The sequence below is a fragment of the Nocardia sp. NBC_01377 genome, assembly GCF_045040005.1.
Taxonomy (GTDB): Bacteria; Actinomycetota; Actinomycetes; order Mycobacteriales; family Mycobacteriaceae; genus Nocardia; species Nocardia noduli.
This window is the reverse complement of the sequence record NZ_CP109566.1, coordinates 5854591-5878588: the sequence shown is the minus strand read 5'-3', so window position 1 is coordinate 5878588 and position 23998 is coordinate 5854591. Positions and strand designations below refer to the sequence as shown.

General features: G+C 66.1%; 27 protein-coding genes. 19 read left to right on the top strand and 8 right to left on the bottom strand.

Annotated elements, in window-relative coordinates:
- Positions 1 to 86: 86 nt before the first annotated feature.
- Together OG225_RS27195 and OG225_RS27190 are read right to left on the bottom strand one after the other, a co-directional pair.
- Positions 87 to 1712: an acyl-CoA synthetase gene (locus tag OG225_RS27195; protein WP_405177861.1), complete on the bottom strand. Its 1626-nt coding sequence runs from the start codon at positions 1710 to 1712 to the stop codon at positions 87 to 89.
- A 258-nt stretch (positions 1713 to 1970) separates the two neighbouring features.
- Positions 1971 to 2483, bottom strand: a complete 513-nt coding sequence (locus OG225_RS27190; protein WP_405177860.1) for an ArsR/SmtB family transcription factor — start codon at positions 2481 to 2483, stop codon at positions 1971 to 1973.
- 188 nt (positions 2484 to 2671) lie between these two features.
- Here OG225_RS27190 and OG225_RS27185 point away from each other — a divergent pair, with 188 nt between their 5' ends.
- A complete protein-coding gene (locus OG225_RS27185) occupies positions 2672 to 3349 on the top strand; it encodes a hypothetical protein (protein ID WP_405177859.1) in 678 nt (225 codons plus the stop codon).
- Here OG225_RS27185 and OG225_RS27180 read toward each other — a convergent pair.
- On the bottom strand, positions 3339 to 3863 hold the full coding sequence (locus tag OG225_RS27180; RefSeq protein ID WP_405177858.1) for a hypothetical protein: 525 nt from the start codon (positions 3861 to 3863) through the stop codon (positions 3339 to 3341). The two genes, OG225_RS27185 and OG225_RS27180, sit on opposite strands and share 11 nt — an antisense overlap.
- A gap of 387 nt (positions 3864 to 4250) precedes the next feature.
- Here OG225_RS27180 and OG225_RS27175 point away from each other — a divergent pair, with 387 nt between their 5' ends.
- The 6 genes from OG225_RS27175 to OG225_RS27150 all read left to right on the top strand — a co-directional run bounded on the left by OG225_RS27175 (position 4251) and on the right by OG225_RS27150 (position 7661).
- The gene (locus OG225_RS27175) at positions 4251 to 4706 is read left to right on the top strand and encodes a T6SS immunity protein Tdi1 domain-containing protein (protein WP_405177857.1); all 456 of its coding nucleotides are present in this window, start codon (positions 4251 to 4253) and stop codon (positions 4704 to 4706) included.
- Between the two features lie 57 nt (positions 4707 to 4763).
- Positions 4764 to 5519: an ATP-grasp domain-containing protein gene (locus tag OG225_RS27170; protein ID WP_405177856.1), complete on the top strand. Its 756-nt coding sequence runs from the start codon at positions 4764 to 4766 to the stop codon at positions 5517 to 5519.
- 48 nt (positions 5520 to 5567) lie between these two features.
- Positions 5568 to 5897: a nucleotide pyrophosphohydrolase gene (locus OG225_RS27165; RefSeq protein WP_405177855.1), complete on the top strand. Its 330-nt coding sequence runs from the start codon at positions 5568 to 5570 to the stop codon at positions 5895 to 5897.
- A 273-nt stretch (positions 5898 to 6170) separates the two neighbouring features.
- Positions 6171 to 6710 carry a hypothetical protein gene (locus tag OG225_RS27160; protein ID WP_405177854.1) on the top strand — a complete coding sequence of 180 codons (540 nt, stop codon included), beginning with the start codon at positions 6171 to 6173 and terminating at the stop codon, positions 6708 to 6710.
- Between the two features lie 49 nt (positions 6711 to 6759).
- Positions 6760 to 7224 (top strand): helix-turn-helix domain-containing protein, encoded by a 465-nt coding sequence (locus OG225_RS27155; protein WP_405177853.1) that lies wholly within the window; start codon positions 6760 to 6762, stop codon positions 7222 to 7224.
- The gene (locus tag OG225_RS27150) at positions 7221 to 7661 is read left to right on the top strand and encodes a hypothetical protein (protein ID WP_405177852.1); all 441 of its coding nucleotides are present in this window, start codon (positions 7221 to 7223) and stop codon (positions 7659 to 7661) included. Before OG225_RS27155 ends, OG225_RS27150 begins: the two co-directional genes overlap by 4 nt.
- Positions 7662 to 7743: 82 nt before the next feature.
- Here OG225_RS27150 and OG225_RS27145 read toward each other — a convergent pair whose 3' ends face one another.
- The 3 genes from OG225_RS27145 to OG225_RS27135 all read right to left on the bottom strand — a co-directional run bounded on the left by OG225_RS27145 (position 7744) and on the right by OG225_RS27135 (position 10976).
- On the bottom strand, positions 7744 to 8973 hold the full coding sequence (locus OG225_RS27145) for an acyl-CoA dehydrogenase family protein (protein ID WP_405177851.1): 1230 nt from the start codon (positions 8971 to 8973) through the stop codon (positions 7744 to 7746).
- A gap of 35 nt (positions 8974 to 9008) precedes the next feature.
- The gene (locus tag OG225_RS27140) at positions 9009 to 10403 is read right to left on the bottom strand and encodes an acyl-CoA dehydrogenase family protein (RefSeq protein ID WP_405183379.1); all 1395 of its coding nucleotides are present in this window, start codon (positions 10401 to 10403) and stop codon (positions 9009 to 9011) included.
- A 399-nt stretch (positions 10404 to 10802) separates the two neighbouring features.
- Complete coding sequence (locus OG225_RS27135; protein ID WP_405177850.1) at positions 10803 to 10976, bottom strand: hypothetical protein; 174 nt, start codon at positions 10974 to 10976, stop codon at positions 10803 to 10805.
- Between the two features lie 429 nt (positions 10977 to 11405).
- Here OG225_RS27135 and OG225_RS27130 point away from each other — a divergent pair, with 429 nt between their 5' ends.
- From OG225_RS27130 to OG225_RS27120, 3 genes are all read left to right on the top strand, one after another.
- Positions 11406 to 11933 (top strand): hypothetical protein, encoded by a 528-nt coding sequence (locus OG225_RS27130; RefSeq protein WP_405177849.1) that lies wholly within the window; start codon positions 11406 to 11408, stop codon positions 11931 to 11933.
- A 95-nt stretch (positions 11934 to 12028) separates the two neighbouring features.
- Positions 12029 to 13000: a hypothetical protein gene (locus tag OG225_RS27125; protein WP_405177848.1), complete on the top strand. Its 972-nt coding sequence runs from the start codon at positions 12029 to 12031 to the stop codon at positions 12998 to 13000.
- A gap of 26 nt (positions 13001 to 13026) precedes the next feature.
- Positions 13027 to 13524 (top strand): GNAT family N-acetyltransferase, encoded by a 498-nt coding sequence (locus tag OG225_RS27120; protein ID WP_405177847.1) that lies wholly within the window; start codon positions 13027 to 13029, stop codon positions 13522 to 13524.
- A gap of 58 nt (positions 13525 to 13582) precedes the next feature.
- Here the strand turns inward: OG225_RS27120 and hisN are convergent, their stop codons facing one another.
- Complete coding sequence (hisN, locus tag OG225_RS27115) at positions 13583 to 14374, bottom strand: histidinol-phosphatase (RefSeq protein WP_405177846.1); 792 nt, start codon at positions 14372 to 14374, stop codon at positions 13583 to 13585.
- A 59-nt stretch (positions 14375 to 14433) separates the two neighbouring features.
- Positions 14434 to 15030, bottom strand: coding sequence for an NADPH-dependent FMN reductase (locus OG225_RS27110; RefSeq protein ID WP_405177845.1), 597 nt, complete (start codon positions 15028 to 15030; stop codon positions 14434 to 14436).
- A 141-nt stretch (positions 15031 to 15171) separates the two neighbouring features.
- Here OG225_RS27110 and OG225_RS27105 point away from each other — a divergent pair, with 141 nt between their 5' ends.
- The 9 genes from OG225_RS27105 (at position 15172) to OG225_RS27065 (ending at position 23839) form a co-directional block, all read left to right on the top strand.
- Complete coding sequence (locus OG225_RS27105; RefSeq protein WP_405177844.1) at positions 15172 to 16029, top strand: helix-turn-helix domain-containing protein; 858 nt, start codon at positions 15172 to 15174, stop codon at positions 16027 to 16029.
- 348 nt (positions 16030 to 16377) lie between these two features.
- Complete coding sequence (prfB, locus tag OG225_RS27100; RefSeq protein WP_405177843.1) at positions 16378 to 17493, top strand: peptide chain release factor 2; 1116 nt, start codon at positions 16378 to 16380, stop codon at positions 17491 to 17493.
- A gap of 213 nt (positions 17494 to 17706) precedes the next feature.
- Entirely contained in the window at positions 17707 to 18483 is a 777-nt protein-coding gene (locus tag OG225_RS27095; RefSeq protein ID WP_405183378.1) for a mechanosensitive ion channel family protein, read from the top strand.
- A gap of 55 nt (positions 18484 to 18538) precedes the next feature.
- Positions 18539 to 18667 (top strand): hypothetical protein, encoded by a 129-nt coding sequence (locus OG225_RS27090; RefSeq protein WP_405177842.1) that lies wholly within the window; start codon positions 18539 to 18541, stop codon positions 18665 to 18667.
- 50 nt (positions 18668 to 18717) lie between these two features.
- The gene (gene ftsE / locus OG225_RS27085; RefSeq protein ID WP_109528283.1) at positions 18718 to 19407 is read left to right on the top strand and encodes a cell division ATP-binding protein FtsE; all 690 of its coding nucleotides are present in this window, start codon (positions 18718 to 18720) and stop codon (positions 19405 to 19407) included.
- On the top strand, positions 19407 to 20309 hold the full coding sequence (gene ftsX / locus OG225_RS27080; RefSeq protein WP_405177841.1) for a permease-like cell division protein FtsX: 903 nt from the start codon (positions 19407 to 19409) through the stop codon (positions 20307 to 20309). The genes ftsE and ftsX overlap by 1 nt, the downstream gene beginning before the upstream one ends.
- A 147-nt stretch (positions 20310 to 20456) precedes the next feature.
- Entirely contained in the window at positions 20457 to 22331 is a 1875-nt protein-coding gene (gene recQ / locus OG225_RS27075; RefSeq protein ID WP_405177840.1) for a DNA helicase RecQ, read from the top strand.
- Between the two features lie 106 nt (positions 22332 to 22437).
- Positions 22438 to 23514, top strand: a complete 1077-nt coding sequence (locus OG225_RS27070; RefSeq protein ID WP_405177839.1) for a metallophosphoesterase — start codon at positions 22438 to 22440, stop codon at positions 23512 to 23514.
- Positions 23515 to 23614: 100 nt separating this feature from the next.
- The gene (locus OG225_RS27065) at positions 23615 to 23839 is read left to right on the top strand and encodes a hypothetical protein (RefSeq protein ID WP_405177838.1); all 225 of its coding nucleotides are present in this window, start codon (positions 23615 to 23617) and stop codon (positions 23837 to 23839) included.
- Positions 23840 to 23998: the final 159 nt, after the last annotated feature.

The window sequence follows — 23998 nt, the reverse complement described above, 5'->3', positions numbered from 1 at the left end:
CCGCAACCTCGGGATCCAGTGTGGTGCCGACAATAGCAAGCGACTCTGGAGCCCGACGGTTGTCGTCTCAGACACCGGGTTGTTTTCTACGCCTTCACCTCGTATTCGACGAGTACGCGCCGCAGCAGTTTCCCGGTCGTGTTGCGGGGCAGGTCATCGAGGAAGACGACCTCGCGGGGAACCTTGTAGCGGGCCAGATTCTCCTTGACGTAGGCCTTGATCTCGTCGGCGTCGGGCGAGTGGCCCGGTTCCGCGACGACGAACGCGCGTAGACGTTTTCCGAATTCGGCGTCATCGACCCCGACGACGGCCGCGTCGAAGACATCGGGCCGTTCCAGCAGCAGGTTCTCGACCTCCTGGGGGAAGACGTTCTCGCCGCCGGAGACGATCATGTCGTCGTCACGGCCGTCGACCATGAGCAGGCCGTGCTCCTCGAAGTGGCCGACATCGCCGCTGGACATGTAGCCGTCGATGATCTGCTTGTGGCGGCCGTCGGTGTAGCCCTCGAAGGGCGCACCGCTGCGAATGAAGATCCGCGCCGTCACGCCCACGTCGGTGACGCGCTTGCCGTTGTCGTCGTAGAGCCGCACCTCGCAGGTGATGGGCGCGCGTCCGACCGTTCCGGGCGCCAGCGCCAGATCCTGCGGCGAGGCGACGGTGGCGACCGCGCATTCGGTCGACCCGTACAGGTTGTAGACGACCGGCCCGAACACCTCCGCGGCCTTGGTACTGAGTTCGGGGGACAGCGCAGAACCGGCGAGCACGATCGATGTCAGCGAAGACAGGTCGTAGGCGGCGCGGACCTCGGCGGGCAGTTCGGTCATCCGGTGCAGCATCGTCGGCACCGCGACCAGCATCTCGGCCTTGTTGTCGGCGATCATCTTCAGCGTCGCCTCGGCGTCGAAGCGGCGGCGCAGCACCACCTTGTTGCCGAGCGTCGCGCCGACGAGCCAGGTCGCCAGCCCGGTGCTGTGGAAGATCGGCGACACGATGACCTGGGTTCCGCCCTTCGGGAAAGGGAGCAGGTCGACCAGTTGCGCGGTCGCCAGCGGGGAGGTCTTGCTGCGCGGCGCGCCCTTGGGCAGCCCGGTGGTGCCGCTGGTCAGAATGATGAAACCGCCCGGCTTGGACGGGTTGGGCAGCGGTTCGGTGGAATTGGCCGCGATCAGATCGTCGAGGGACTGCTCGCCCTCGGGGATCTCGGCGCCCTCGTCCACCCAGGTCAGATAGCGCGGTAGCTCCGGGGGTAGCGCGTCGAGCAGGCCGAGGAATTCGCTGTCGTGCAGCATCGCCTCGACATGTTCGCGCTCGCACACCGCGGCGAACTGCGGTTTGGCGAAGCCGGTGTTCATCAGGGCGACCCGCACGCCGAGCTTTCCCGCGGCGACCATCGTCAGGATCAGGCCGCGATGGTCGCGGCACAATACGCCGATCACGGTGCCCTGGGTGATGCCCGCCGCGCGCAACCCGCGGGCGATCGCGGTGGACTGTTCGTCCAGCTGGCGATAGGTCAGCTCGCCGCGTTCGTCGACGAGTGCGGGAGCGTCCGGGGTGACCCTGGCCGAATGCCGGACCGAGGTCGCCTGCGGGCCGAAGACCTGGGACTCCTTGATGGTGCGCAATGTCTCCAGTGGTTTACGAGGATCGGTGATCCCCCGGGTGCGAAGTAGCCCTATGGCCTTGACGGCCTCGACCGCGTGCGCAACCTTCATTGGCGGAAACCTCCACAGCGAACTCGCCGAGCCTTCGGCCGAGCGAGACCGAACGGCATGTTCGCTCACGGTAGCAAGGTGTGTCCCGGGTCACAGTAGAAGCGACAATATGGGATATCGAAGCGTTGTGAATTGTCCGGAATCGTGAGTCCGGAAGGTGGATCGGCGGGTTCTCCGGGCAGGATTACAGTCGGCGACAAGAATGTTCGGCCGGGTATTGGACCTGGTCGGGGCCGAATCGGGTCGGCGGGGTCGCGGTCAGCGTCTGGCGCTGGCCAACGCCACCATCAGCGGAACGACGCGGCCCTTCGGCACCTCGAATCGTCCACGGCCCGCCGTCTGCAACCAGCCGACAGCGGCCAGTTGCCGCAAGTGGTGGTAGATCTGCGCCGAGGTACCGACGCCGTCGAGTTCCGCGAGATCGGAGGCGGTGCGACGTCCGGCGAGGATCGCTCGCAGCAACCGCAGTCGCACCGGACTGCTCAGTGCGGCAAGACATTCCGCCGCGCCGTCGGCGTCGTCGAGCAGCAGGTCGTCGGTGGTGAACGCCATCTGCCACCCGTACTCGTCCCCGGCGGGCAACCGCCCCGAGCCGGTCACCAGCACGCCGCCGTTGGTCACGCCGGAACCGGAGAATTCGGCGCGCAACCGGTTCACCGCCCAGAGTTCGTCCCCGGGTGCGGTGGTATCGGCCTGCGCGGGTGTCGCGCGGCCGCCTTCGAGCGCCGCGATTCTGCGCTCCAGTTCCGCGACGCGTCCTTCCAGATCCACGCGACCGAGACTAGGGAGTGTCGCCTCCGCCTGCAACGGCTGGCGGCCGTCGACCGCGCCGACCGCGCCGACCGCGCGTGATCGTCCCCGATGTCGTCAATTCCGCGCGCTCCCTTGCCTATTCGTGACCGAATCGGGATGTGCCGCCACCTGTCGTGACGTCGCACCGGGGAAGCTAGGGTGCACGCATGCGTATCGCGGCCTTGGCGGCTCTGGTTCTTCTCGCGGCGGCCTGCTCGTCGTCGACCGATCATTCCTCGCACGAAACACCCACCTCGACGCCCGCGGCGACCGTCGCGCCGTCCACCTCGGCGGCGGCGAAAGCCGCTCCCGGCAGCGGCGCTCCGATCAAGGAAGTGGTGTCGTGGGTGAACGAGGGTTCCGAGGTCAGCGGGACGAAATACGCGGCAGCGACCACCGATGACGGTGTGAGCACCGAACTCGACAGCGGCGACCGGGCATTCACCAGCCCGACCGGCAAGATCAAATGCATGAGCGACGGTCACGAGGGCCGACACAGCCTGGTCTGCCTGGTCGACCTGAAGAATCCGCCCGCGCAACCGTCGGATCGTCAGGGCAACTGGGTCGGCGGCTGGGTGGAATTCTCCGGACAGACCTTGACGGTGGGCGGATTGCACGGCGACCCCGGACCGTTCCTGCGCGGATACGGCAGCCAACTGCCCTACGGCTCCCGGATCAGCCTGCACGGCAACCGGTGCCGGATGGATTCGAGCGGCCTGCTGTGCGTGAACGCGGACGCCGGAACAGGTTTCCGCGCCAGTGACGCGGGCGTGATTCCCTTCGGTTGCCTCTCGGAGGAATCGGTGCCGCGTGAGGTGAACGCGGGCGAATACTTCACCTGCTGAACCCGATTGACCACGGCCGAGGTGTCCCGGCATGCACGCCGGGTCGACGCTCAGTTGACGACGGCGCCCAGCGACGGGAACGAGATCGCGCCGAGTTGGTACGGAAGCCGTCCGGATCGGCAGCCGACACCGGAACCGGCCAGCGATGCCACAGACTCCCGTACTCCGCGGCGACCACCATTCCGGTCCCGGTGTCCAACGCCCTGCTGCGAACGGTGGTGTCGACGAGTACGTCGCCGCGCTCGGACAGCAACTCCGTCTGGCTGCGTCCGTTGGCCAGGTTGAACCAGACGGTCTCGAGTTCGGCGCCACCCTGATTCGGTGCGATGGTGCCCGGTCCGCCGAAGAATCCGAAGCGGAATCCGTCCACCCCGGGCGCCACCCCCGAACCGTAGACACTCGCCCCCTGACCACGGCCGATGTCGGATTGCGCGGGCACCTGGAACGGCTGCGCGGGCGATGCCACCGGCCCCGCCGCCGCGATCCGCTCCTGATCCGCCAGCAGGCGCGCCACCGCCGCTCGGCCTCCGGATTCCCCGCCGCGGTGATCCGCAATTTCTCTACCGCGGCGATCCAGTCGATCCGCATCGGTTCCGACGTCGCGGAACCGGCGAACGCCGTCGCGAATACCGCGGCGACCGCAAGTACAGCCGAGAAATGACGCGGAAAACCGGTCGACGTATAACGGGTCCCCTCGAAGATTGCCGGGTGCGGCTCGGTGAATCCATCCGCCGAAATCCCCCGAACACCGCCAACGCCCGCGTGTTCGAATGCCGGGCATCGTCGTTAGGTAGCGCCACCGGTGCGTGAGGGTATCGGTGCAGACGCGAACCGCGGTCAATCCGGGCACGCCGCGCGTGTATCGGGCGGAATCGGCGGTGAACGTGAGTAGGGTCGCGGTGTGCAACTAGTCAAGCCGTTTACGGCGCAGCAGTTCGAAGAAGGCCTCCGTTCGTGGAAATGGATAGGCCTCGACGACAAGACACCCCTGTGCGCATCGCTTTTCGGCGATGTCTTCTTCGAAGCCGAAGACGGACTGTGGTGGCTGGACACACTCAACGGTGAACTCACCCGCCCGTGGGAAACCCCCGACGAACTCGAAGCCGAACTCGACACCCCCGACGGCATGGAGCAATATCTACTGGCCGGCCTCGCCGTCGCCGCGGCCGAAAGTGGTCTCGTCCCGGACGAAGACGCCGTCTACGACTTCGATCACCCCCCGATCCTCGGCGGCGAACTCTCCATCGAGAACCTCCGCGTCCTCGATTTCGCGGTCAGCCTCAACATCTCCGGCCAGATCCACCAGCAGGTGGCGACGCTGCCGCCCGGCGCCGAGGTCGACATCGATATCCGATAGCCGAAACCGGTCCGGCCGGGGTTGTATCGCGGGGAAGTTCCACGATTCAGGGGATTCATGATCACCACCGCGTTCCTCCAGGGCCAAGGCCCGCGCTGGCTTCGACACGAGGAGAGGTTGCTGGCCGAGGGGTTGGGCCGCCTCGGCATACCGATCCGGTTCTACGTCCTGAGACGAATTCAACGCAGGCAACTGCCACTCGGCCCTGAAACGATGGTGGCGGGCGACATGGACGCGATGCACGGCGCCATGAGCCAACTGCGAATTCCGATACCGCACGCCGACGACTACCCGGCGAGCCTGCGGGAATATCTCCGGCGAACCGTGTGGATGTCGACGCTGGGAGAGGTCGAACGCGCGCTGGACGCGGGCACAATCGTACCCACCTTCGTCAAACCCGCACGGCGGAGAAAGAACTTCACCGGCACCGTCTGCTATTCGGAGCGCGATATCGCCGCGCTGGGAAATATCAGCAGGCATCAGGAAGTGTGGTGCTCCGAAATCGTCGCCTGGATCGCCGAATTCCGCGTCTACGTCATCGATCGGCGCATCGTCACGGTCTCCCGCTACAGCGGCGACCGGTCGATATCACCCGACATGAACGTCATCGAATCCGCGATCGCGACCTATCGCGATTCCGGAACCGCCCCGATCGCGTACGGTATGGATTTCGGCGTCCTGAACACCGGCGAGACCGCATTGGTCGAAGTCAACGACGGTTATGCGCTCGGTGCGTACGAGATCGACGCGGACCTCTATACGGAACTGGTCACCCGCCGCTGGAGTGAATTACTCACCACCGCGGAGTCGTAGGTGTCGAGGTGACCCGCCGTACCCCGAAGATGTTGATAGACATGGTGGATGGACTTCGAAGAACTTCGCTCACGGGCGATCCGGATCCACGACATGTACGACGAATCGAACCTCGCTGAGCGTGGTCGAACCTGGTCGCGTCAGGATTTCATGCTCGGCTTCATCGGCGACGTCGGAGATCTCGCCAAACTGGTCATGGCAGCCGAGGGCACCCGCACCGTGCCCGGCGGCCGCGACGCGCTCGAACATGAACTCGCCGACTGTCTGTGGTCGGTGCTGATCCTCGCGCACCGCTACGACGTGGACCTACCGGCGATCTTCACACGCACGATGGACGAACTCGAAGAGATCATCGGTGGTCGTCTCGGCGCCGAGTGAAGTCCGAGCCCGAAGGTCCGATCCGGCTCGCCGGATCGGGCTTCTGTTGTGCAACTGTTCATTTCAGCTCGCTCCCGAACTCGACGTCCTATGCTCTCTGCGTCGGGGGTGGTCTCACAAGCTGCGCGGATCAGGTGGCCGCTCTCGTGGTGTGCCTGTGGCTTCGCCGATGGGTAGATGACGGGGCTGACGTTCGGGGCCGAATCTCGCGTGCCCATCAAGTGGATCTGCTGGTTGTCTTCGGTCCGAATCGGTTCAGAGAGAGGGTGTTCCATGCCGTTCGACCCCGATGCTCGGAAGGTTCGGATCCCGCCGGGTGAGCTGCACGGCCGATTGAACTCCGCGGGCTGGACGTGGTATGTGGAACTCTGTGCCGCTGAGCTGTCATCGTTGCGGGTCAGCGATCCGGGTGCGTTCCGGGTGCTCGTCGGCTTGATGGAGACCGCCGCCGAAAGTGGACTACCGGCCTCGTGGAACGGTGACGGCTATCGGGTGCCCGTCGGTGATCGAGTCGGGCGTCGTGATTTCGGTAGACGGGACATGCCCTGGCTCGGAGAACTCCGCGTCGACGAGCGCACCCCGAAGAAGCCGTCGAGGCCGGGAAACGCTCGCGAACACCGCCTGTACTTCGGAGAGCCGGACGTGCCGACCGACCTGGTCCTGGGCTCGGGCGTGGGCACCAAGCGTGGGCAGGAGAGTCATGTGGGTAGTAAGCAGACAGCACAGATGAAGCAGGCGATGTGGGCGATCATCCGTTGGTGCGAGGAGGCGATTCCTCCGACGACCTGGCGTGTCTGGAACTGGAACTGCTAGCGTTGACTTTTAAGTCAGCATTCTCGGGGAATGCGAAGGAGGGTTCTGTATGAACATCCCTGGTCTGGAGCCGTTGAGTGCTGCGGAGCGGCTGGGTGTCGACCTCGCGAAGTCCGAATACGAGCTGATCCGGCAGTTGGTTGCTCGGCGGTCGGCAGCGGGCATCAAGCCAGCAGAGTTGGCCCGTCGGATGGGCGTCGATCGGAGCACGATCAGCCGCTTCGAGGCCGGGGGAACGAATCCCACCATGGCGACTCTCAATCGCTATGCCGAGGCTATCGGCGCCATGATCACCTACGACGTCCAGCCATATCATGTCTGGCAGAGCAAGTCGCAGGCCGGAAACGCCGTGCTGCGGTCGCTGACCGTTGTCGCCGACAACAAGCAGTCGGGCACCGGCACGACCGATCTACCCGATGATGTACACGTTCGGCGGGGGCGCAGCGCGCGTCGGCCATCGCGTACATATGTGCTGAGGGAGTCGTCGGTCGATCGATCAGCGTCCGCGCAATGACCAAGCTGGCAGATTGGACGTTGCATCACGTCGATCCGGACCGTTTGCTGTACCAGCTCATCGATCCGGATGATCCCGAGGACGTCCCCTCTTGGTTCGCCGAGGTGACGGCCGGGGGGATGAAGTTGGAAAGCGGCGATAAGGGTGCCGTTCTGGTGACGATGGAAACCAGAACTCGGGCGAAATTCTATGTCGCCGCGGTGTCGGTGGTCGGCGTCTTCAAGGCCGATGGCCGGTCGGCGACCAGCGACACCGAGTATTCGATCCTCGATGCCGGCACGACGGAAGAGGTCGATGAATTCGCGCGGACTGTCGTGAACGTCCTGCACCCGTTTCTGCGCGCCGAGTTGTTCATGCTGACAAGTCGTTTCAGCGGAAAGCCGGGCATCATGCTTCAGCCGACCGCAATTCTGGGACAACAGGCGAAGCCCGACTGAACAGCCTTGCGGATTCCGGACGGTACGAAAATCGGTGCCGGTCGACACTGCGACCGGCACCGATTTTCTGTTGTCCGATAACCTATTTCAGCTCGGCACTCGTCTTCCCGAGTACCCGGCGCGCCACGATCAACTGCTGGATCTGCTGGGTGCCCTCGAAGATGTCGAGGATCTTGGAATCGCGACCCCACTTTTCCAACAGTGTGCGCTGGGAGTAGCCGATGGCTCCGGCGAGTTCGACGGCCTTGAGGGTGACGTCGGTGCCGGTGCGGCCGGCTTTGGCCTTGGACATCGAGGCTTCGAGGGAGTTCGGCTTCTTGTTGTCGGCCATCCACGCGGCGCGCAGTGAAAGCAGGTATGCCGCTTCGTAATCGGCTTCCATGCGCAGGAATTCGGCGGCGGCGGCGTGCTGGTTGTTCGCGGGGATGTCGTAGGAGATCTCGACGCCCGCGTCGGTGAGGATGGTCCGCAGTTCTTCGAGGGCGGCGCGGGCGACGCCGACGGCCATCGCGGCGACGAGGGGGCGGGTGTTGTCGAAGGTCTGCATGACCCCGGCGAAACCCTTCTCCACGTTGACTTCCGGGCTGCCGAGGATGTTGTCGGCGGGGATGCGGCAGTCCTGCAACAGCAGTACGGCGGTGTCGGAGGCCTTGATGCCGAGTTTGTGCTCGAGGCGGGCCACCGAGAGGCCGGGGGCGTCGCGCGGGACGACGAAGGATTTGATGGCCGCGCGCCCGAGGCTCTTGTCGACGGTCGCCCACACCACGATGTGGGTGGAGCGCTGACCGGCGGTGACGAAGATCTTCTCGCCGTTGAGGACCCATTCGTCACCGTCGCGCACGGCGGTGGTGGTGACGGCGGCGGAGTCCGAGCCGAAGGACGGTTCGGTGATGGCCATGGCGGCCCACACCTTGCCGAAACGTTCCAGCTGCTCGTCGGTGGCGACGGCGGCGATGGCCGCGTTGCCCAGGCCCTGGTAGGGGATCGACAGCATGAGGCCGACGTCGCCCCACGAGGTTTCCAGCGCGTTCAGCAGGGCGGACATGTTGCCGCCGTTGCTGTTGCCGAGCAGTTCGGTCGAGTGCGGGTCCTTGGCGCTGTCGTCGGACCGTCCGCCCGCCGCGCCGCCGATCTTCTGGGTGCCCGAATCCGCGAGACCTTCCACCATGGCGGCCATGGCGTCCAGTTCGACGGGGTAGTCGTGCTCGGCGAGGTCGTACTTGCGCGAGATCGGGCGGAAGATCTCCTGGGCGACCTGGTGGGCCTGGTTGGCGCTTGCCCGCAGTTTCTTGGGGAGTTCGAGGTTGATCATGGGTGAGGTCTCCTGAAATACGCGATCGGGCCGGGTCAGACGAGCACGACACCTTCGGCGATGCCGACGGACCGCAGATCGCGGTACCAGCGCTCGACCGGGTGTTCCTTGGTGAAGCCGTGGCCGCCGAGCAGCTGGACGCCGTCGAGACCGATCTGCATGCCCTTGTCGGTGGCGAGTTTGCGGGCCAGCGCGGCCTCGCGAGCGAAGGAGAGGCCCTGTTCCGCGCGCGAGGCGCCGCGCAGGGTGACCAGCCGCAGTCCGTCGAGTTCGATCGCGATATTGGCGACCATGAACGCGACCGCCTGACGGTTCGAGATGGGTTCGCCGAACGCCTCGCGCTCGTTCACGTACGGAATCACGTAGTCGAGGACGGCCTGGCCGGTGCCCGCGGCGAGCGAGGCCCAGCCGAGGCGGGCCAGGCGGACCGCGTCCGCGTACTCCTCGGCGCGGGTCGCGGCGTCACCGTCGCCGAGGATCGCGTCGGTGCCGACCGCGACATTGTCGAGCAGCAGTCGGCCGAGGCCCGCGGCGCGCAGCCCCATGCTCGGGTCGGCTTCCACGACCAGGCCGGGTGCGTCGGATTCGACGATGAACAGGGCGGGGCGGCCGTCGAGTTCGGCGGCGATGATGAACAGTTCGGCATCGGCGGCGGCCGGGACCAGGCTCTTGACGCCGTTGAGGCGGTAGCCGCTGGGGGAGCGGGTGGCCTTGGTCTGGAGCGCGAACGGGTCGAACAGGGCGCGGGGCTCGGAGATGACGACGGAGGCCTGCGGCACGTTCTCGCCGGTGAAGGCGGGCAGGTAGGTCTGCTGCTGGGCGTCGGTGCCCCACTGCGAGAGGGCAACGGTGACACCGCTGGGAGCCAGGATCGGCAGCGCCAGCCCCATATCGCCGTGCGCGAGCGCTTCGGCGACCATCGAGTTGGTGACCGCGCCGCGCTCGGAGGCCGCGCCTTCGAGTTCCTCGGGCACGTTGATCAGGGTGATGCCGAGTTGGGCCGCGCGCTCGAGCAGGTCGCGCGGGGCCGAGGTCGCGGCGTCGGCGTCGAAAGCGGCGGGTCGCAGGATCTCGGCGGCGAAATCGCGCACCGTCTCCACGATCATCTGCTGCTCGTCGGAGGGGGTGATGTCGAAGAGGTCTTTTCGCGTCGACTCGTTGTTCGCCAGGCGCTTGGGACGCCCCCCGCCCGCGACCTTGCCGAATGCGCGGGTGGCCGCCCCGAGGGTGCGGAACCCGGTCTTGGTGCCTTCGTAGGTGGCCCGTTCGATCGGTTTGCGCAGGTTGTACTTCTCGACGAGTTCGGACCCGGTCAGGGTGGTCATCACCCGCATCGCGGCGCCCATCCAGTCCCGCTTGGGCTGGCTGAGGCCGACGGCGGACGTATCAGGACGTCGCTTCGTCGCGCTGTCTCGAGTGCTCATCATCACCTGTTTCTCCGGTGGGGCGGGGCGAATCTTTCCCAGCAATCTTACTCCTGAGTAAGTCTATCTTACTCCAGAGTAAGAACTGCGTCGAGCCGATGTGTGCGGATTGTTGTCCGGGTACCGCTGTGATGTTCGGTACACAGCTGGACAACCGTCCTATTGTCGGTCGCTCCGCGAGTTTCCCGCATGACGGGGTGGCGAGCAATGGAACGGGCGGAAATCGGAACTAGTGGGAAATTTCCGGTGGCGGCACTGTGCCCGAGCATGGGAGAGTGGCCGAATGTACTGGGTCGCGGGGATTTTCGCCGCGGTCCTCGCGGCGTTCGCGAACCGGTACGGCTACCACCGCGACGAGCTGTACTTCATGGCCGCGGGCCGTCGGCTGGAATGGGGATATACCGATCAGCCACCGCTGACGCTCCTGCTGGCCCGCGCGATGACGGTGATCGACCCGGATTCGCTGGTCCTGTTCCGATTGCCCGCGCTGGTGGCGGCGACGCTGGTTGTGCTGTGCGCCGGATGGATGGCGGGCGCGTTCGGGGGCGGACGCGGTGCGCGCGCTCTCGCGGCGGCCATTGCTGCTGATCTTCCCGGTGGTCGTACTCGTCGTCTCGTTGCTCGCGGTCGGACCTCGCAAGGTATTCGCCACCGGATATCTGTCTGGGCGGTCGTCCTCGCGGTATTGATCCGGCTGCCGTATCTGCTGTGGCAGGCGCGTAACGACTGGCCGCAATGGGAACTGAGCCGAGCCATCGCGGGTGGTTCCTCGGGCACCTCGGATACGCCGATCATGTTCGTCCTCCTGCAATTCGGCCTGATGGGGCCGCTGCTCGCACCGCTGTGGATATTCGGCTGGTGGCGGCTGTGGCGGGACCGTCGCTATCGGGCCTTCGCGGTGAGCTACGCGGTCCTGTTCGCGCTGTTCCTCGTCACAGGCGGAAAGGCGTACCACCTGGGCGGGATGTATCCGATCCTGCTGGCCGCGGCGGCGGTTCCGGTGGCGCGATGGCTGGGCGGACACCGCGTTCGATGGGCGGCGGCGGGCTCGGTCGTCGGGGTCGACGCCTGCGCGGGCGCGATCTTGTTCCTGCCGGTGCTGCCGGTGTCGGCGCTGCCGGATTCGCCTGTCCTGGCAACTACGACGCGGGCGAGACTCTCGGCTGGCCGGAGTTCGTTCGGAACGTCGGCGAGGTGCGCGCCCGACTCGGCCCCGACATCGCGATCCTCACCGACAACTACGGTGAGGCGGGCGCGATCGAGCGTTTCGGCGCGCCCTACGATCTGCCCACACCACATTCGGGCCACAACGCGTACTGGTGGTGGGGACCGCCGGACGATTCGGCCGTCGAGGTGCTCACCGTCGGCATCGACCGCGAACAACTCGATCGATACTGCACCGAGGTCGAATCGGCGGGACGGATCGAGAACGGTCTCGGCATCGATAACGACGAGCAGGGCGCGCCGATGAATATCTGCCGTGGTCCGCGCGTGCCGTTGGCCGAGATATGGCCGAGGATCCGCCACCTCGGGTGAGGATGTGGGCACGTCGGCACGGTGTCGATCGCAGCGGTTTCGAGGCATCGCGCGTTCGGGCCGTACCGCCCGACGATGCTGTTATGTTGTCCCGCATGACGACAGGGTCGGGGAGTCGGCGTCTTCGCACGGCGATACTCGCGTGCGCGGTGACGATCGGCACGTTCGCCGTGATACCGACCGCATCCGCCGAGCCGATCCTCTCCTCGTGCGCGGAGGGCTGGACGGCCGAGACCGTGCTCGACGGTGTCGGCAATCTAGAGAATCTGGACAGCGACGGGCACGGCGGCTTCTACGTCACCGGAATCCTCGACGGCTATCTGGCGCACGTGGACGCCGCGGGCCGGTTCGAGAAGGTCGTGACCGGATTGGATCACCCCGCCGGGGTGCGCGTGGCCGGGGATTCGGCCTACTTCCTGACCGGTGACGGCGCGGGAGAACTCCCCGGCACCCTGGCCCGCTACGACATCCCCACCCGCGCCGTCACCACCCTGCTGAACGGCCTGAACGGTCCGAACGGACTGCTTCTGCTGCCGGACGGGGATCTGCTGTTCAGCAATATCGGGGTCGTCGGCCCGCCGAGCGGCATCTCGCGCTACCGGCCGTCGACCGGCGAATACACCCGCACCTGGTCGTCGCTGCCGTTGACCAACGGTCTCGCTCTCGCCCCGGACGGCGTCTCGATCTTCACCGGCAACCTCTCCATGAACATCTACCGGATACCGCTGGACGCGCCGAACGAGCCGACGGTCGTCACCGGGATCCCACGGCTGCTCTCGGTGCCCGACGATATGGAGGCCACGCGCGGGGGCGCCCTCTTCGTCGCCGACCACGTGCTCGGCGCCGTCTATCAGGTGGACACGGTCACCGGCGCGGCCTGCACGATCATCACGGGATTGATCAAACCCGCACCGTTTCTTCGCAACCCGCCCGACGGCGCGACGTCGGTGCGCATCGTCCGCGACGGTGAGACATGGGCCCTCTACGTCACCAGCATGGACGGCACCCTGCGCCGCCTGCGTCCCCCGCCCGGCCTCGACCTGACCCCGGCCGACCCGCGCCGATAGCGGATCCCGTGTTCGAAGCAGCCCCCATGACCCCCGCTCTCCCCGCCGACGCGGCGGCCATCGCGCGATTGCGGGACCGCCTGGCCCAATGGATGGTCGACCACGGCATCGCCCAATGGCTCCCGGGTGAATATCCCACCGCGATGGTGCGCGCCGAAACCGAGCGCGGGGAGTGGTTCGTGTGGCGCGAATCCGGCACCCTGATCGCGGCGGTCCGCCTGATCTGGCGCGACCCGGAATTCTGGGGCGACGACGATGCGGAGGCGGGCTACATCCACGGCCTCATGGTCGCACCGGAACACCGGGGCGGGGAGTTGGGTGCGCGCATCCTGGCATTCTGCGCCGAACGCACGCTCGCCGAGGGCATCGTCCGGCAGCGCCTCGACACCGCCGCGAACAACGAGATGCTCAGGAAGTACTACACCGCACAGGGTTTCACCGAGGTCAGGGAGGCGACGTTGCCGCCGCAGTTCCACGGCACCGATCGGGTGATGCTGTACGAGAAGTCGCTCGACCCGGCCTGAGCCGACATTCCTCGCCGCCGGACGTGGGAATCGTGCCGCGACAGGCGAGTTGGTCCGCTCAGGCCGTCGCACCCAGCCGGGCCAGCACTTCCTCCTGCAACAGCCCATTGGTGGCGACGGCGTCACCGCCGTGCGGCCCCGGCTCGCCGCTGAGCGCGGTGAACGTGCCGCCTGCCTCGCGGACCAGGATGTCGAGGGCCGCCAGATCCCACAGCGACACCTCCGGTTCGGTGGCGATATCGACCGCGCCCTCCGCGAGCAGGCAGTAGCTGAAGAAATCGCCGTAGCCGCGGATCCGCCACACGTCGTCGGTGAGATCGAGGAAGCGCTCGCGCAGCCTGCGCTCCCGCCAACCGGACAGGCTGGAGAAGGACAGACTGGCAGCGCTCAGATCCGATACCGCCGACACCGAGATCGGCTGCGGCGCACCGGGATGAACCACCGACCAGGCACCCGAACCCGCCGCCGCCCACCACCGCCTGCCAAGGGCGGGCGCGCTCACCACGCCGACCACGGGGACGCCATCCTCGAGCAACGCGATCAGCGACGCCCAGATCGGCACGCCGCGAACGAAATTCTTGGTGCCGTCGATCGGATCGATCACCCACTGCCGTCCGCTGAACTCCGCCTCGCCGCCGAATTCCTCGCCGAGTACCGCGTCGTCGGGGCGGGCGTGGCCGAGCAGCACGCGGATCGACTTCTCCACCGCGAGATCGGCGTCGGAGACCGGTGTGAGATCCGGTTTGGCGTCCACTTTCAGATCGAGCGCGCCGAACCGCGCCTTGGTGATCGAATCGGCCTCGTCGGCCAATCGCAGGGCGAGTTCCAGATCAGAGGAGTGAGCAGCCACGAACCGAACCCTATCGGGCGTCGCCGATTCCGTACCGCGCGGCACGCGACCGGCCGCGATCAGGCCGAGGCGGGCACCGAGCGCGCCGCGGTCAGGGCACGAGTCCACCAGTGCAGCTGGTCGAGCATCGCCTCGGCCGCCGCGGCGGGTTCCTCGGGTTCACGCAGTTCACCCTCGGCGTCGAAGAGCAGGTAGTAGCGCGGGAACGAGACGTAGTTGCGCACGGTGTGGGCATTGAGTTCGTTGAAGATCTGGCGCAGATGTTCGATGGCGAGCAGGCCGCCGCTCGCCCCGCTGTAGCCGACGAATCCGATGGCCTTGGCGTCCCACTGGGTGAAATGCCAGTCGATCGCCGATTTCAGCGCGGCCGGGTAGCTGCGGTTGTAGTCGGGCGTCACGACGACGAATGCGTCGGCCGCCGTCAGCCGCGCCGTCAGATCGAGCATCCCCTCCGGGCGCGGCGGATTCGGTTCGATCATCGGTGAGACCGCGGGCAGTCCGATCGGCAGTTCCGCGTCGGCGAGATCGATGAGATCCACCTCGAATCCACCGTGCCGGTCGGCCTGGTCGACGAACCACCTCGCGACCACCGGCCCGAACCGGCCGTCGCGGACGCTGCCGATGATCACCGCGAGTTTCAAGGGCGTGTTTGCCATCGTTGTCTCCTCGTGCTCTGTCACGACCGGATCGGTCGTCGAGATCAACTGTGCGACCGGCTTCGCGAGCCGGGGAGACCGCCGCGAGGGTGGTAGTGGCGGGGACACCCTCGGCGGCCCGATGCTTGTTACCGTCGAAGGGTGAGCGACAACGAGCTGGGACTGTTCCTGCGGACCCGGCGCGAGGCGGTCTCACCTGCCCGTGTCGGTTTGTCGGCGGGGCCGCGCCGCCGCACACCCGGCTTGCGTCGTGCCGAGCTCGCTACCCTTGCCGGGGTCAGCGTCGAGTACATAATTCGTCTCGAGCAAGGCCGTGACCGTCGCCCGTCGCCGTCGGTGCTCTCGGCCATCGCGAACGCACTGCATCTCGTGCCGAGTGAGCGTATTCACCTGTACCGGTTGACCAAATCAGCTGACCCGGGCTTCAGTTGCATGGGTTCGGTGGGCCCGGCCCGCGCTGTGCGGCCTACGGTGCGCGTCATTCTCGATCGGTTGGAACCGGCCGCGGCGGTGGTGGTGAACCGTCTGAGCGATGTTCTGGCCTACACCGAGGGCTACCGACGGCTGATGGCGCCGACCGGATTGCTCGACGATCCGTCCACGGCCAATCTCGCGTTGTTCCTCTTCGGTGACTCGCGGGCTCGCGACTTCTACCCGGATTGGGAATATCTCGCCGACGAACAGGTCGCCGCCCTCAAACAGGGACCTTTTCGTAATGATCCGGCCACCGCGACCCTCGCCGATGAACTCGAGATCCTCGCCGGTGAGGAGTTCACACGTCGCGTTGCCACGGTGCCCAACCTGCCTGCCGCGACCGGCACGACCCGGGTCGAGCATGCCGAGGCCGGTCGGTTGCATCTGGTGTTCGAAACCCTCGATCTTCCCGCGGATGACGACCAGCAGCTGTTCATCTACCTTCCGGCCGACGAGGCCACCGCTACCGCTCTGGACAAGCTCGCGGGCCGCCACCCCGGTGCTCTGCGTGCGGTCTCGGGCTGAACCATGTCCGGCGTGAACCCGCAAGCCCGCCCACCGCGCTGACCGAACAGGCCAGCGGGACAGCTGAAAGACACACCGTGAACGGGAACGGCATGCGCGTGGCCGCGATCATTTTCGCGAGTTTCGGAATCCTGGTGGGGCCTCGGCGGCATGTCGGGAGGCGTCCCGCCCGGCTTTTTCGGCTTCGGCGCGAGCCTGGCAATCGTCATCCTCTTGTCTCAACGCAGTGCGGGAGCCTGGTTCAAACGGCCTCATTGAATGACGACCGAGTCCGCCGTTCATCGCTCGCGACCGACTCACCCGGCCTGAAGAGCCGCCGGTCAGACGGGGCGACTACGCTTGAACATCGTGCATCCTGACGTTTCCGCCGACCTCGCCGAACTCGACGCGACTCTGAAGACGGTCGAGTCGGTCCTCGATATCGAGGAATTACGCCGCCGCATCGATGAGCTCGAACACCAGGCAGCGGATCCGGACCTGTGGAACGACCAGGACCACGCGCAGCAGGTCACCAGCGAGCTCTCCCACGCCCAGAACGAATTGCGCCGGGTGGAGGAGTTACGGCAGCGACTCGACGACCTACCGGTGCTCTACGAATTGGCCGAGGGCGAAGAGGGCGAGGCCATGGCGGCGGCGCTGGCCGAGGCCGATGCCGAACGTGTCGCGCTGCACGGCGACGTGGAGGCCCTGGAGGTTCGCACGCTGCTGTCGGGTGAGTACGACAAGCGTGAGGCGCTGGTCAACATCCGTTCCGGCGCCGGTGGCGTCGACGCCGCGGACTGGGCCGAGAAGTTGATGCGGATGTACATCCGCTGGGCGGACCGGCACAACTACGCCGTCGAGGTGTACGACACCTCCTACGCGGAAGAGGCGGGTATCAAGAGCGCGACCTTCGCGGTGAAGGCGCCCTACGCCTACGGCACGCTCTCGATCGAGATGGGCACCCACCGTCTGGTGCGGATCAGCCCGTTCGACAACCAGGGCCGCCGCCAGACCTCGTTCGCCGAGGTCGAGGTGCTGCCCGTGGTCGAGACCACCGACCATATCGAGATTCCGGAAGGCGAGATCCGGGTGGACGTGTACCGCTCGTCCGGGCCCGGTGGTCAGAGCGTCAACACCACCGACTCGGCGGTGCGCCTGACCCATATCCCCACCGGCATCGTGGTGACCTGCCAGAACGAGAAGTCGCAGTTGCAGAACAAGATCTCGGCCATGCGCGTGCTCCAGGCCAAACTGCTGGAACGCAAACGGCTCGAGGAGCGCGCCGAGATGGACGCGCTCAAGACCAACGAGGGCGCGTCGTGGGGTAACCAGATGCGCTCGTACGTGCTGCACCCCTACCAGATGGTCAAGGATCTGCGCACCAACTACGAGGTGAACAATCCGACGGCGGTGCTGGACGGCGATATCGACGGTTTCATCGAATCGGGGATTCGCTGGAGAATGCGGGAGCAGGCGAATTAATTTGCGGCGGGCTGTAATTCGGCCTCGCCACGACAGCTCGACGGGGCCGTATCGGCGTGACGCGCCGTGCTCGGCCCCGTGTCGTTGTAGCCTGTCTGGCGTGTGTGTTGCCGAACTCGAGACATTGCCGGAGATGGTCCGGTGATCGCGCTCGGAACCTCTTCGGACACCACGGCCTGGCTGCGATCCAGTGGGCTGGAGATCGTCCTGCTGATGCTGGGCGTGGTGCTCTTCAGCCGCTTCGCGACCTTCGTCCGGGACCGGATCACCACCAGGATCGACTCCGGATTCCACAGCAGCGACGCGCTCGTGCGATCCGAGGCGGCCAAGCATCGGCACGCGCTGGCCCAGGTGCTCACCTGGGTGGTGCTGACCATCGTCTACGTGCTGGTCGGCATGGAAGTGTTGCAGCGTCTGGGCTTTCAGGTCAACGGTCTCGTGGCGCCCGCGGCGGTGCTCGGCGCGGCGCTCGGTTTCGGAGCCCAGCGCATCGTGCAGGACATCCTCGCCGGATTCTTCCTGATCACCGAGCGGCAGTACGGATTCGGTGACGTGGTTCGCATCGCGGTGACCGGTTCGGCCGAGATCGCCGAGGGTACGGTCGAAGATGTCACGTTGCGGATCACCACGCTGCGCAACTCCGACGGCGAAGTGATCATCGTGCCGAATGGACAGATCGTGAAAGTGACCAACCTGTCCAAGGATTGGGCCCGTGCCGCGATCGACGTCCCGGTGGCCGCGACCGTCGACATCACCAGGGTGAACGAGATACTGCACGAGGTCGGTACAAGGGCGTACGAAGACCCGAGACTGAAGCCGTTGCTACTGGACGAACCCACCGTGATGGGTATCGATGACCTGGCAATGGATCAGATCAATATCCGAATGGTTGCCCGCACACTGCCGGGTAAGCAATTCGAAGTCGGCCGAGAGCTGCGGGTGCGAGTCGCCGCGGCACTACGCCGGGAGGGAATCAGTGAGTCCACTTAAAACGACAGTGATCCTGAGAGAAACGGTGAAACCGAGCAAGTCGACCGCGGTCCTGATGGCAACCTGGATCGCGACGTTCGTTCTCTATCTGTTCGTCAAACCCGATCAGCATCCGCCTATCGGCACGGGTGTGTTGATCAACACGTCTCCGGCGGCGACGATTTCCGAGCCCGCCGGACAGTAGTCCGATCGAGTCCGCGGATCGGGGGGCCGGTCTGGTTACACTGGCTCCCCGTGATCACCATGCGGAACGTCACCAAGTCGTACAAGACATCGACGCGACCCGCGCTGGACAATGTCACCGTCGATGTGGGCAAGGGCGAGTTCGTCTTCATCATCGGACCGTCCGGTTCAGGTAAGTCGACTTTCATGCGCCTGCTGCTCAAAGAGGAAGCGCCGACGGCGGGTGAGATACGGGTCGCGGATTTCCGCGTCGACCGGCTACCCGGGCGCAAGGTACCGAAATTGCGGCAGCGGATGGGCGTCGTATTCCAGGATTTCCGGCTGCTCCAGCAGAAAACGGTCCAGGAGAATGTCGCGTTCGCGCTGGAAGTGATCGGCAAACGACGCCAGTTCATCGACCGCACCGTGCCCGAAGTCCTGGATATGGTCGGTCTCGGCGGTAAGGGCGACCGGTTGCCCAGCGAACTCTCCGGCGGCGAGCAGCAGCGCGTCGCGATCGCCCGCGCCTTCGTCAACCGGCCGCTGGTACTGCTGGCCGACGAACCCACCGGCAACCTCGATCCCGATACCAGCGGCGACATCATGATGCTGCTCGAACGCATCAACCGGATCGGCACCACCGTGCTCATGGCGACCCACGACAATCACATCGTCGACGCGATGCGCAGGCGAGTGGTCGAACTCGACCGGGGCCGACTGGTGCGCGACGACGCGAGAGGCGTCTACGGGGTGGGCCGATAATGCGCGCGAATTTCCTGTTCAGCGAGGTTCTCACCGGCCTGCGTCGCAATGTGACGATGACGGTCGCGATGATCCTGACCACCGCGGTATCGCTGGCGATGCTCGGCGGCGGCCTGCTGTCGGTGCGCATGGCCGACAAGACCGAGCAGTACTTCACCAGCAGACTCGAGGTGCGATTCTTCCTCGACGATGTGATCTCCGAGACGGATCCCGACTGCGCGGCCGAGCCGTGCCGGACGCTGCTCGCGGATATGAAGAAGGCCCCCGGCGTCGTCAGCGTCCAATTCGTCAATCGCGCGGCCGCGCTCGATGAGGTGAAGGAACTCTTCGAGGATCAGCCCGAGACGGTGCAGTACCTCTCCGAGACGCGGCTGCCCGCCTCGATGCGGGTCAAGATGACCGACGGCGACCAGTACGAACGCATCTACAACACCTTCCACGACAGTCCGGGCGTGAAACTCGTCGCCAACGATCGTGAGTTCGTCGACCGGCTGCTGCGCCTTTTCGACGGCCTGCGTAACGCGGCGTTCGGGCTGGCCGTGGTGATGGCGGTGGCGGCACTGCTGCTGATTGCGAACATGATGCAGATCGCGGCCTTCACCCGTCGCACCGAGGTGAGCATCATGCGCTTGGTCGGCGCCACCCGCTGGTATACGCAGTTGCCGTTCCTGATGGAGGCGGTGGTCTCGGCGCTGGCCGGATCGCTGCTCGCGATCGTGGGGCTGTTGATCGCCAAACCGCTGGTCATCGACCGGGCGCTGGGACCGCTGTTCGACAGCAATGTCTTCCCCCGGATCACCGGCGACGATATCGCCACCGTCGCGCTGACCATCGCGCCACTCGGGATCGTGGTGGCGGCGATCACCGCCTACGCGACATTGCGCTACTACGTGCGGGAATAGCGTCTGGGCACACCGGTCGCCTGGCGGCGACCGGTGTGCGCTGTTCCACGGAATTCGGTTGTCCACATGTGGAGAACTCGGCGGATCGCCCCGGTCATACTCACGCTGACGGCGCGTGGTCTCGGCGGCGCTCGTAGGATGGGCCGGGTGACTCCCCCCGACACATCCGCGGCTGTGGTGACCGACGAATCCGCGATCGGCGCCGGAATCGGTGCGGCGCAAGAGGTTCTGGGCCGAGTGTTCGGTTACGACGATTTCCGCGGTGATCAGCGCGAGATCGTCGAGCATGTGATCGCGGGTGGGGACGCGCTGGTCCTGATGCCGACCGGCGGCGGAAAATCGCTGTGCTATCAGGTGCCTTCGCTGGTGCGCCCCGGTGTCGGGGTGGTCATCTCGCCGCTGATCGCGCTCATGCAGGATCAGGTCGACGCGCTCAGCGCGCTCGGCGTGCGCGCGGGCTTCCTCAATTCCTCGCAGTTCCCCGACGAGCGCCGGACGGTCGAGGCCCAGTTCGTGGCGGGCGAGCTGGACCTGCTGTATCTGGCGCCGGAACGGCTGCGCTCCGAGGCGACGGTGCGGTTGCTCGAACGCGGCAAGGTCTCGTTGTTCGCCATCGATGAGGCACACTGCGTATCGCAGTGGGGCCATGATTTCCGCCCCGACTACCTGGCGCTTTCGGTGCTGCACGAACGCTGGCCCGATGTGCCGCGCGTCGCGCTCACCGCCACCGCGACGGAGAAGACCCGCGACGAGATCATCCACCGCCTCGATCTCGGCGGCGCGCGTCGCTTCGTCTCCAGTTTCGACCGGCCCAATATCCAGTACCGCATCGAACCCAAGAACCGGGCCGACCGTCAGCTGCTGGAATTCATCCGCGCCGAACACGCGGGTGACGCGGGCATCGTCTACTGCCTGTCCCGCAATTCTGTCGAGAAGACCGCGGCGTTCCTCACCGAGAACGGCGTCACGGCTGTGCCGTATCACGCCGGACTGGACAACAGGACCCGTGCCACCAACCAGTCGCGTTTCCTGCGCGAGGACGGGCTGGTCGTGGTCGCGACGATCGCGTTCGGCATGGGGATCGACAAACCCGACGTCCGTTTCGTCGCCCACCTGGACCTGCCCAAATCGGTCGAGGGCTACTACCAGGAGACCGGTCGCGCCGGTCGCGACGGGCTGCCGTCGACGGCGTGGATGGTCTACGGACTCAACGACGTGGTGCAGCAGCGGAAGATGATCGAGAGTTCCGAAGGTGACGCGGCCCACCGCAGGCAACTCCAGTTGCACCTGGACGCGATGCTCGCGTTGTGCGAGACAGTGTCCTGCCGCCGGGGTCAGCTCCTCGCCTATTTCGGCCAGCCGGACGGCACATCGTGCGGCAATTGCGATACCTGCCTGACGCCTCCGGAATCGTGGGACGGCACCGTCGCCGCGCAGAAGATGCTCTCCGCCGTGCTGCGTCTGGAGCGCGAGCGCGGCCAGCGTTTCGGCGCGGGGCACATCGTCGACATCCTGCTCGGGAAATCGAACCCCAAGGTGTTGCAGCACGCCCATCACGAACTCAAGGTCTTCGGGGTCGGCACCGATCTGCGCGATGTCGAATGGCGCGGGGTGACGCGGCAGTTGCTCGCGCAGGGCCTGCTCGCTGTGCACGGCGACTACGGGGTGCTCACCCTCACCGAGGCCAGCGACGAAGTGCTGTTCCAGGGCCGTCAGGTGTGGTTGCGCCGCGAACCCGAGCGCGTGCCGGCCAAATCCGCGCGCGCGGCCAAACAGGCCAAGACGGTCGTCGACATGGCGCCGGGGGACGTGCCGCTGTTCGAGAAGTTGCGCGAATGGCGCTCGGCCACCGCCAAGGAACAGGCGATGCCCGCCTACATCGTCTTCAACGACGCGACGCTGCGTGAAATCGCCGCCCGCAAACCGGCCAGCCTCGAAGAACTCGGCACCGTCAACGGGGTCGGTGAGAACAAACTCGCCAAGTACGGCGAAGGCGTGCTCGAGATTCTGGCGCAGGCGTGACGGCCCGGCCGGTTCCGCACTCGACAGATCCCGGATACGGTGTGTGCCGGTCGACGGACCGGTGAGTTCGCGCGGCCCTCGGACGAGTCGACTGGAGGAGACGGGTATGGGTGAGGCACACGGGATCGGGCGGCGGGATCTGCTCGCCGGGGCGGCCGCCGCGGCAGCGGGCGTCACGGTTGTCGGTCTGTCGCCCGCCCAGGCCGTCCCGGTGGCGGAGGGGGTGCGGAAATTCGCCTTCCCGACCACGGACAGCGTGCGCGTCCTCGTCACCGGAGACGCGGGCACCGGAACTCGCACCCAGTGGGCGGTCGCCAACGCGGCACGCGAATATCACGGGCGCGCACCGTTTTCGCTGGCGCTCGGCCTCGGCGACAATATCTACGAGACCGGACCGAACAGCGCGACCGATCCGCAGTTCGCGAGCAAATTCGAAGATCCCAACGCCGGACTGGATTTCCCCTGGGCGATGGTGCTCGGCAACCACGACACGAGTTCGGTGCTGCCCGGTGACGGCGGCTGGCTGCTGCGCGGCAACCACGAGGTGGAATACCACGCGAATTCGGCCAGGTGGTGGATGCCGAGCCGCTATTACTCGGTGCGACTGCCGGAACAGAATCCGGTGGTCGAATTCTTCGTCCTCGACGTCAATCCGCTGGCCGCCTATGTGCCGCCGCTGCTTTCGCCGTACTGGGCCGTCGATGGTGAATACATGAACGCCCAGCGCGCATGGCTCGATGACGCGATCACGAATTCGCCCGCCACCTGGAAGATCGCCTGCACCCACCAGCCGTATCTGAACAACGGCCCGCACGGTGACGCGGGTCGCTACGAGGGGTTCACCTTCGAACCGCTCAACGGTGTCCACGCGAAACGGTTCTTCGAGGAATACGTCACCGGCCGATGCCATTTCATCCTGTCCGGCCACGATCATTCGCTCCAGGTGCTCGAACCGACACCGGAATCGAAGGGCACCCGCCAGATCGTCAGCGGTGCGGCGGCCAAAACCGTTGGCAACGAACCGGGAACCGCGTCCGGCGCACATCCGGCGCTGTTCGAGAGTTACCACCAATTGGGCTTCACGGTGCTCGACGTGAGCGCGAGCGCGGTCGAATTACGTGTCGTCACCGTCGATCTCGCGTCCGGCGCGCACAGCGAGGCCTTCCACCGTCGTTTCGGCTGATCCGTCCCGCGCGTTCGGCTACATCACCGAATCGCAACAGCATCGGAATACGGGCTGCCAAACCGGGCGGGCCGACGCCGACTGAGGCTACGGTGCATCCATGGGATCCGGTGATGACTCCTCCGACGACTCCGGGGTATCGGGCGGCTCCCCGCCCGCCGACACCCCCGGCGGACCGCCGGGCAGGCACGCCTTCGATCCCTCGGTCGAGTCCGTCTGGCTCGGCCGTACCCGTCCGCAACGGCTCGGTAGGCCGCGCCTGTCGACGCTGCTGCTGATCGTCGCTTTCGTGGCACTGTTCGCGATGTATCTGACCCTGCGCTGATCCGGGGACTCGGCCGCGCCACTTCCCCGATCGTCGGGAGGTTCGCCGACGTTATTGATGCCGGTGACGCAGTGTGCAAGAGGCCGCGCCGAAATCCGAACCGTCGGCCCCCGACCCCGAGTCGGGGAAGCTTCTCATCGGGGTGAACCATGCCCGCCG

Excerpts from the sequence above, each read along its gene's own strand:
- OG225_RS27160 (WP_405177854.1), top strand. The coding sequence starts at position 6,171 with ATGCCGTTCGACCCCGATGCTCGGAAGGTTCGGATCCCGCCGGGTGAG.
- OG225_RS27065 (WP_405177838.1), top strand. The coding sequence starts at position 23,615 with ATGGGATCCGGTGATGACTCCTCCGACGACTCCGGGGTATCGGGCGGC.
- ftsX (WP_405177841.1), top strand. The coding sequence starts at position 19,407 with ATGCGCGCGAATTTCCTGTTCAGCGAGGTTCTCACCGGCCTGCGTCGC.
- OG225_RS27110 (WP_405177845.1), bottom strand. The coding sequence starts at position 15,030 with ATGGCAAACACGCCCTTGAAACTCGCGGTGATCATCGGCAGCGTCCGC.
- OG225_RS27155 (WP_405177853.1), top strand. The coding sequence starts at position 6,760 with ATGAACATCCCTGGTCTGGAGCCGTTGAGTGCTGCGGAGCGGCTGGGT.
- OG225_RS27135 (WP_405177850.1), bottom strand. The coding sequence starts at position 10,976 with ATGGCCGCCGCGAGAGCGCGCGCACCGCGTCCGCCCCCGAACGCGCCC.
- OG225_RS27170 (WP_405177856.1), top strand. The coding sequence starts at position 4,764 with ATGATCACCACCGCGTTCCTCCAGGGCCAAGGCCCGCGCTGGCTTCGA.
- OG225_RS27150 (WP_405177852.1), top strand. The coding sequence starts at position 7,221 with ATGACCAAGCTGGCAGATTGGACGTTGCATCACGTCGATCCGGACCGT.
- OG225_RS27120 (WP_405177847.1), top strand. The coding sequence starts at position 13,027 with ATGACCCCCGCTCTCCCCGCCGACGCGGCGGCCATCGCGCGATTGCGG.
- OG225_RS27095 (WP_405183378.1), top strand. The coding sequence starts at position 17,707 with ATGCTGGGCGTGGTGCTCTTCAGCCGCTTCGCGACCTTCGTCCGGGAC.
- OG225_RS27125 (WP_405177848.1), top strand. The coding sequence starts at position 12,029 with ATGACGACAGGGTCGGGGAGTCGGCGTCTTCGCACGGCGATACTCGCG.
- OG225_RS27185 (WP_405177859.1), top strand. The coding sequence starts at position 2,672 with ATGCGTATCGCGGCCTTGGCGGCTCTGGTTCTTCTCGCGGCGGCCTGC.
- OG225_RS27070 (WP_405177839.1), top strand. The coding sequence starts at position 22,438 with ATGGGTGAGGCACACGGGATCGGGCGGCGGGATCTGCTCGCCGGGGCG.
- OG225_RS27090 (WP_405177842.1), top strand. The coding sequence starts at position 18,539 with ATGGCAACCTGGATCGCGACGTTCGTTCTCTATCTGTTCGTCAAACCC.
- OG225_RS27165 (WP_405177855.1), top strand. The coding sequence starts at position 5,568 with ATGGACTTCGAAGAACTTCGCTCACGGGCGATCCGGATCCACGACATG.
- OG225_RS27145 (WP_405177851.1), bottom strand. The coding sequence starts at position 8,973 with ATGATCAACCTCGAACTCCCCAAGAAACTGCGGGCAAGCGCCAACCAG.
- OG225_RS27130 (WP_405177849.1), top strand. The coding sequence starts at position 11,406 with ATGGCTGGGCGGACACCGCGTTCGATGGGCGGCGGCGGGCTCGGTCGT.
- OG225_RS27195 (WP_405177861.1), bottom strand. The coding sequence starts at position 1,712 with ATGAAGGTTGCGCACGCGGTCGAGGCCGTCAAGGCCATAGGGCTACTT.